Below are 5,048 nucleotides of genomic sequence, written 5' to 3'. Positions count from 1 at the left end.
GGAATTAGCGTCGAGATCGTGCCGGGGATCACTTCAGGAATTGCCGTGCCTGCCTACGCCGGTATTCCCCTCACCCATCGCAATTATAGTTCTTCCGTTACCTTCGTCACCGGCCACGAGATGGCGGGTAAATATCGTCCTCAAGTTAACTGGTCAGCGATCGCCCATGGTGCGGAAACAATTGTTGTTTATATGGGTGTGCATAATTTACCCTATATTATCGGCGAGTTAACCAAGGCCGGCAGAAGTCCAGAAACACCGATCGCCCTGATTCGCTGGGGAACAACACCGCAACAACAGCAGTTAATCGGTACTTTCACCACGATTATGGACCAGATCGAAGCCACCGGCTTTGAAGCCCCAGCGATCGCTGTTATCGGTGCAGTGGTGAACCTTCACGATCTCTTGCAAGCGGGACAACCTTTGCTATCGAGGACAATCCCCCCCACCCCCATTTCTCCCTGATTCGGTTTCCATGCGTCAATATCAAAAATCCCTGACAATTGCCACCAGTCCCAAGAATTTCCATCGTCTCACTGCCCCCATAGAGGCGATCGTGGCTGAATCGGGCATAACGACGGGATTATGCAGTATATTTGTCTGTCACACCTCCGCTTCTTTGCTGATCCAAGAAAATGCCGATCCCGATGTTCTCACCGATTTGGCCAATTTCTTCGCCAAGTTAGTCCCGGAAGATAGCAGTCTCTACTATCACTCTACCGAAGGGCCAGACGATATGCCCGCTCACATTCGCTCGGTCCTAACCCGGACATCGGAACAAATCCCGATCGCTAGAGGTAAATTAGTTTTAGGGATCTGGCAAGGTATCTATCTCTGGGAACATCGTCAGAGTCGTCATCAAAGGCAAGTGGTGGTTCATATCACCGGGGTCTGAAGCGTTGCGTATAGTTTTGTAATAGAAACTTTACTCGTACCCCTCATCGGAGTAAGATTTTTTCCGTGTACGATCAAATTGTTCGCTTTTTGAACAAAGAACTTCATATTTCGTAACAAAAGGAAACAATTTATGCGAAAATTGTTCGCTCTGGCCCTGGTGCTATCTCTCTGGTTCACCTTTGCCGCTCCAGCGTCGGCTGATTTGTCCAATCTGACCCCTTGTAGCGAAAATCCCGCTTTCCTACAAAAAGCGAAGAGTTTCCGCAACACCACTCCTGACCCCGAATCGGGAGCCAAACGCGCTCAAACCTACTCCCAAGCTCTCTGTGGACCGGAAGGCTATCCGCACCTAATTGTGGATGGTCGTTGGGATCACATGGGCGATTTCTTTATCCCTAGCATCCTATTCCTGTACATTACCGGTTGGATCGGTTGGGTTGGTCGGGCCTATTTAATCGCCGTGCGCGACAGCAAAGATGCGGAAATGAAGGAAATCATCATCGATGTTCCCCTCGCTTTGAGCAAAATGTTAACGGGTTTTCTCTGGCCGTTGGCGGCTTTACAAGAGGCCACTTCCGGTAAATTAACCGTTAAGGATTCGGAAATTACCGTTTCCCCTCGTTAATTTTTGTGTCAAACCCTTGACTTTTTATTCCCTAGGAGAACTCAGATGGAAGGACTTACTAAATTTCTCTCGTCCGCACCCGTGTTAATTATGGCGCTGCTGACTTTCACCGCCGGGATTTTAATCGAATTTAATCGCTTTTATCCCGATCTCTTATTCCACCCGCTAGGCTAAAGGCAATCTCAGGTGATTAAAGGGGATACAGAGTCCACTGTATCCCTTTTTAAGGGCAACGATCGGAGGGACTGGGGGAATATTAAGAAAAGAAAGGCACTGGAGACGACAGGCTCTAAAAATCGATAAGATACAGGTGTCTGCAACCACAGAGGTGGGACAAACCATGCTGTTAGATAGAGATTTGATGCTAGGAAAGCGTCTGCGGTATCAAGAATTACAAGAAAAATTAAAAGAGATTTGGCAGGGAGAAAACGTTCCCGAATCCGATGAATGGGATTATGATATCCTAGTTGTCCCTTCTTTTAGTATCGATCAGAGAGTCGGTCAAAAAGTAGCGGGTTTTTTACATTACGAAGAAAGATTATTATTTTCTCTGATTCGGTTGCGACACCCGAAAACTCGTTTAATCTATGTAACAGCGCAGCCACTGGCGCGGATGGTGATTGATTATTATCTGCAATTGTTGCCTGGGATTCCTTTTTCCCATGCTAATAATCGTCTGTTATTACTGACAACTCACGATAACTCTTTTCAACCTTTAACCCAAAAAATTCTGGACAGACCGCGCTTAGTAGCAAGAATCCGGCAAGCGTTGCGTCGAGATCGTGCCTACATGGTTTGTTTTAATTCTACTAATTTAGAGCGAGAATTGTCTTTACAATTAGATATTCCTTTATTTGCCTGTAGTCCAGACTTATTGTATTGGGGTTCTAAAAGTGGCAGTCGCGAGATTTTTGCTCAAGGCAATATTCCCCATCCTGACGGTAGTTTACAGGTAAATACGGTCAAGGATTTGTTGTATGAGGCCGCTAGTTTGTGGTCCCGTCAACCGCAACTAAAACGCATGGTAGTGAAGTTAAATGAGGGGTTATCGGGAGAAGGAAATGCAGTTTTAGATTTACGTCCTTTAGGGGTAATTGTTGATAGTAACAGTCTAGATTTAAGCGAGAAAATGAATCTCTTGTCCAAACAATTAGAGAAGATGAGTTTTCAAGCAAGGGATGAAAATTGGGAGAGTTTTTCTGGCAGAATTGCTGAATTAGGGGCAATTGTCGAAGCTTTTATTGAAGGAGAAGAAAAGCGATCGCCAAGTGTGCAAGGTTATATTACACCCACGGGAGAAGTGAATATTCTTTCCACTCACGATCAAATTTTAGGCGGTCCCGATGGTCAAATTTATCTAGGTTGTCATTTTCCTGCCGATGAAAATTATCGCCTGCAATTACAGGAATTAGGTCTAAAAATAGGGGAAATTCTGGCAGCAAAGGGGGCAATTGAACGCTATGGAGTTGATTTCGTCGCTGTCAAAAATCCAGAAACTTTAGTCTGGGATTTACAGGCGATCGAAATTAATCTGCGAAAAGGAGGAACTACCCATCCTTTCATGACTTTGAAGCTTTTAACTAATGGTGAATACGATCAAAAAACCGGATTGTTTTTCAGTCAACCTCACCAAGAAAAGTATTATATTGCCTCCGATAATCTCCACAAACCCCAATACAAAGGTTTACTTCCCGATGATTTAATGGATATTATTGCTAAACATCACTTACATTTTGATAGTAGCAGTAAAACAGGAACAGTTTTTCATCTCATGGGTGCGCTGTCAGAATTTGGTAAATTAGGGTTAACTTGTATCGGCAATTCTAGTGAGGAAGCTGCGGCAATTTATCAGCGTGTGGAACAGGTGTTAGATTGGGAAACAGAGCATAGTTCCATAAATTTAGGTTATTATTATTCTGGATTACCGATCACTTGGATATAGAAGGTTTTTCTGGCAAGAATTTGCGTTTTAGGGAATCGATAGCTCGTCCGGGTACTTCCGTCGCTTGAGCGAGAATTAAATTCCAAAGATAACCGTATTTAGGGAAATTTCTCAGGAGAATCACCTCGGCAATAAAGTAAAAACGTTTAGTTCTTTTATACTCAGGAGGATTATCTTCAATCCGCAGTTGTTCGGCTATTTCTGGCAGCCAATGACCGATAGTTTTACCTTGCTCAAAAAACTTGGCCTGAATATACAAACCCAGTAATCTATCTAAACACCAAAAGGGAATATATTTAATCGGACCAGTGACACTCATGGAAGCAGTAATCTCTTTAACTGCCGGTTGTACCAGTTCGTTTTTCCAAACTTTTTTATCAAAGTTTTCCATGTGAGGACCCTTGTGATCTCGACGTTTCCCGATCAGGGCGCTAGGATTAAAAGGATTATCTAAAGGAGCGATCGGTACTTCTAATAAATAATTATTCTCTTTAAACAAGTTACTATTATTCTCTCTCCTGCTACAGATAGCTAAACTTTTTACATCGGGAATTGTTGGCCAAGGACTCTCCAATTTTTCTCGTTCACCGTAGGGAAATCCACATCTGGCTAATCTTAATACCCAACTATTGGGAAAGCGGTCAAAATAGTCTTTGACTAAGGTGACGATCTCAGGGTGTAAATATTCATCGCAATTGATTGTGAGAATATAAGTACCTCTGGCATTTAAAAATCCTGTACTTCTTTGAATAATTTCACCTCGTAAAGCACAGACAATCTGTTTCATGCGTGGATCATTGACTGGGGAAGGTTTGACCCCAGGAGGATGAACTAAAATAAATTCTATATCTCCCTTGACTTTCAATAATTCTCCTAGCCAATGTTCGCTAAATCCCTCGCGCATCGGGATAACGATCGATAGAAAAGTATTAGACATAAATTAACTCTTTAGATTTGCTTGTGATTTATCAAAGTTGTCTTGACTGCGATGCACTTAACTGGTTTAAATGGCCTCTAAATATTTGCTATCGAGCAGAAATGAGCCTCGAGCGAATTTTACACCCCAATAACCCCCCGGCCGGCGATCGATTACCGTGCCGATATCGTCGATATCGAGCAGCTCTGGCGGCCGTAACATAGGCATGGGATCGGCGGTTTTCAGGTAAGGGGGAATGGCAATCAGACGGACTTTTCCCCCGACGCTAATTTCACTCATGGTACTGGCTAGATGCGATCGTGATAATTTTCCAAGTTAGCATATTTCAAATCATTCTCAAGATAGATTCCCTAGGGAATAGGTATTCTGTAAGCTGTTGCCATCCGCCTTTGGCGTTGGGTTGGGCTGTTGCCTAACCTAGCGGCGAGGGGGGCGATCGCTATCGGTACAATCAAAAAGACCCAAAATCTTAATCGCTAGTTAGGGAGAGGAATGTAAAGATTTATGGCTCTTCGGGACTTGTTATGGTTCGATAGGGGGGCATAAATCGACTCAATCCTTATCTGGCAAGAGATTTAATTGATTAGTTCGCTCCAGATCGCAAACAATTGACAAAAATTGCGGCAATGTCTGTCTCTATAAAGGTT

The 5,048-nt window shown here is 43.6% G+C and carries 7 protein-coding genes; 5 read left to right on the top strand and 2 right to left on the bottom strand.

Annotated features, from left to right (window positions below; translation table 11 throughout):
* From PX481_RS28615 to PX481_RS28595, 5 genes are all read left to right on the top strand, one after another.
* Positions 1-465 (top strand): SAM-dependent methyltransferase (locus tag PX481_RS28615; RefSeq protein WP_288097334.1); only part of this gene is annotated, 465 nt, incomplete at its 5' end.
* A gap of 10 nt (positions 466-475) precedes the next feature.
* The gene (locus PX481_RS28610; protein WP_002757262.1) at positions 476-895 is read left to right on the top strand and encodes a secondary thiamine-phosphate synthase enzyme YjbQ; all 420 of its coding nucleotides are present in this window, start codon (positions 476-478) and stop codon (positions 893-895) included.
* A 132-nt stretch (positions 896-1,027) separates the two neighbouring features.
* The gene (locus PX481_RS28605; protein WP_002748906.1) at positions 1,028-1,522 is read left to right on the top strand and encodes a photosystem I reaction center subunit III; all 495 of its coding nucleotides are present in this window, start codon (positions 1,028-1,030) and stop codon (positions 1,520-1,522) included.
* Positions 1,523-1,567: 45 nt separating this feature from the next.
* Positions 1,568-1,696 carry a photosystem I reaction center subunit IX gene (gene psaJ, locus PX481_RS28600; protein WP_002738148.1) on the top strand — a complete coding sequence of 43 codons (129 nt, stop codon included), beginning with the start codon at positions 1,568-1,570 and terminating at the stop codon, positions 1,694-1,696.
* 166 nt (positions 1,697-1,862) lie between these two features.
* On the top strand, positions 1,863-3,464 hold the full coding sequence (locus tag PX481_RS28595; RefSeq protein ID WP_002757259.1) for a peptide ligase PGM1-related protein: 1,602 nt from the start codon (positions 1,863-1,865) through the stop codon (positions 3,462-3,464).
* Here the strand turns inward: PX481_RS28595 and PX481_RS28590 are convergent.
* Both PX481_RS28590 and sipA read right to left on the bottom strand, forming a co-directional pair.
* Positions 3,451-4,401 carry a glycosyltransferase family protein gene (locus tag PX481_RS28590; RefSeq protein WP_002757257.1) on the bottom strand — a complete coding sequence of 317 codons (951 nt, stop codon included), beginning with the start codon at positions 4,399-4,401 and terminating at the stop codon, positions 3,451-3,453. The genes PX481_RS28595 and PX481_RS28590 overlap by 14 nt on opposite strands.
* A 66-nt stretch (positions 4,402-4,467) precedes the next feature.
* Entirely contained in the window at positions 4,468-4,680 is a 213-nt protein-coding gene (gene sipA / locus PX481_RS28585) for a regulatory protein SipA (protein ID WP_043998849.1), read from the bottom strand.
* Between the last annotated feature and the right edge of the window lie 368 nt (positions 4,681-5,048).

It is taken from the genome of Microcystis sp. M53603_WE2, assembly GCF_030065435.1.
The sequence above is the reverse complement of the archived record's forward strand: the minus strand, read 5'-3'. Positions and strand labels throughout refer to the sequence as shown.

What these genes read in the sequence shown, in the direction of transcription:
- psaJ (WP_002738148.1), top strand. Translation starts at nt 1,568, where the DNA reads ATGGAAGGACTTACTAAATTTCTCTCGTCCGCACCCGTGTTAATTATG.
- PX481_RS28610 (WP_002757262.1), top strand. Translation starts at nt 476, where the DNA reads ATGCGTCAATATCAAAAATCCCTGACAATTGCCACCAGTCCCAAGAAT.
- PX481_RS28595 (WP_002757259.1), top strand. Translation starts at nt 1,863, where the DNA reads ATGCTGTTAGATAGAGATTTGATGCTAGGAAAGCGTCTGCGGTATCAA.
- PX481_RS28605 (WP_002748906.1), top strand. Translation starts at nt 1,028, where the DNA reads ATGCGAAAATTGTTCGCTCTGGCCCTGGTGCTATCTCTCTGGTTCACC.
- PX481_RS28590 (WP_002757257.1), bottom strand. Translation starts at nt 4,401, where the DNA reads ATGTCTAATACTTTTCTATCGATCGTTATCCCGATGCGCGAGGGATTT.
- sipA (WP_043998849.1), bottom strand. Translation starts at nt 4,680, where the DNA reads ATGAGTGAAATTAGCGTCGGGGGAAAAGTCCGTCTGATTGCCATTCCC.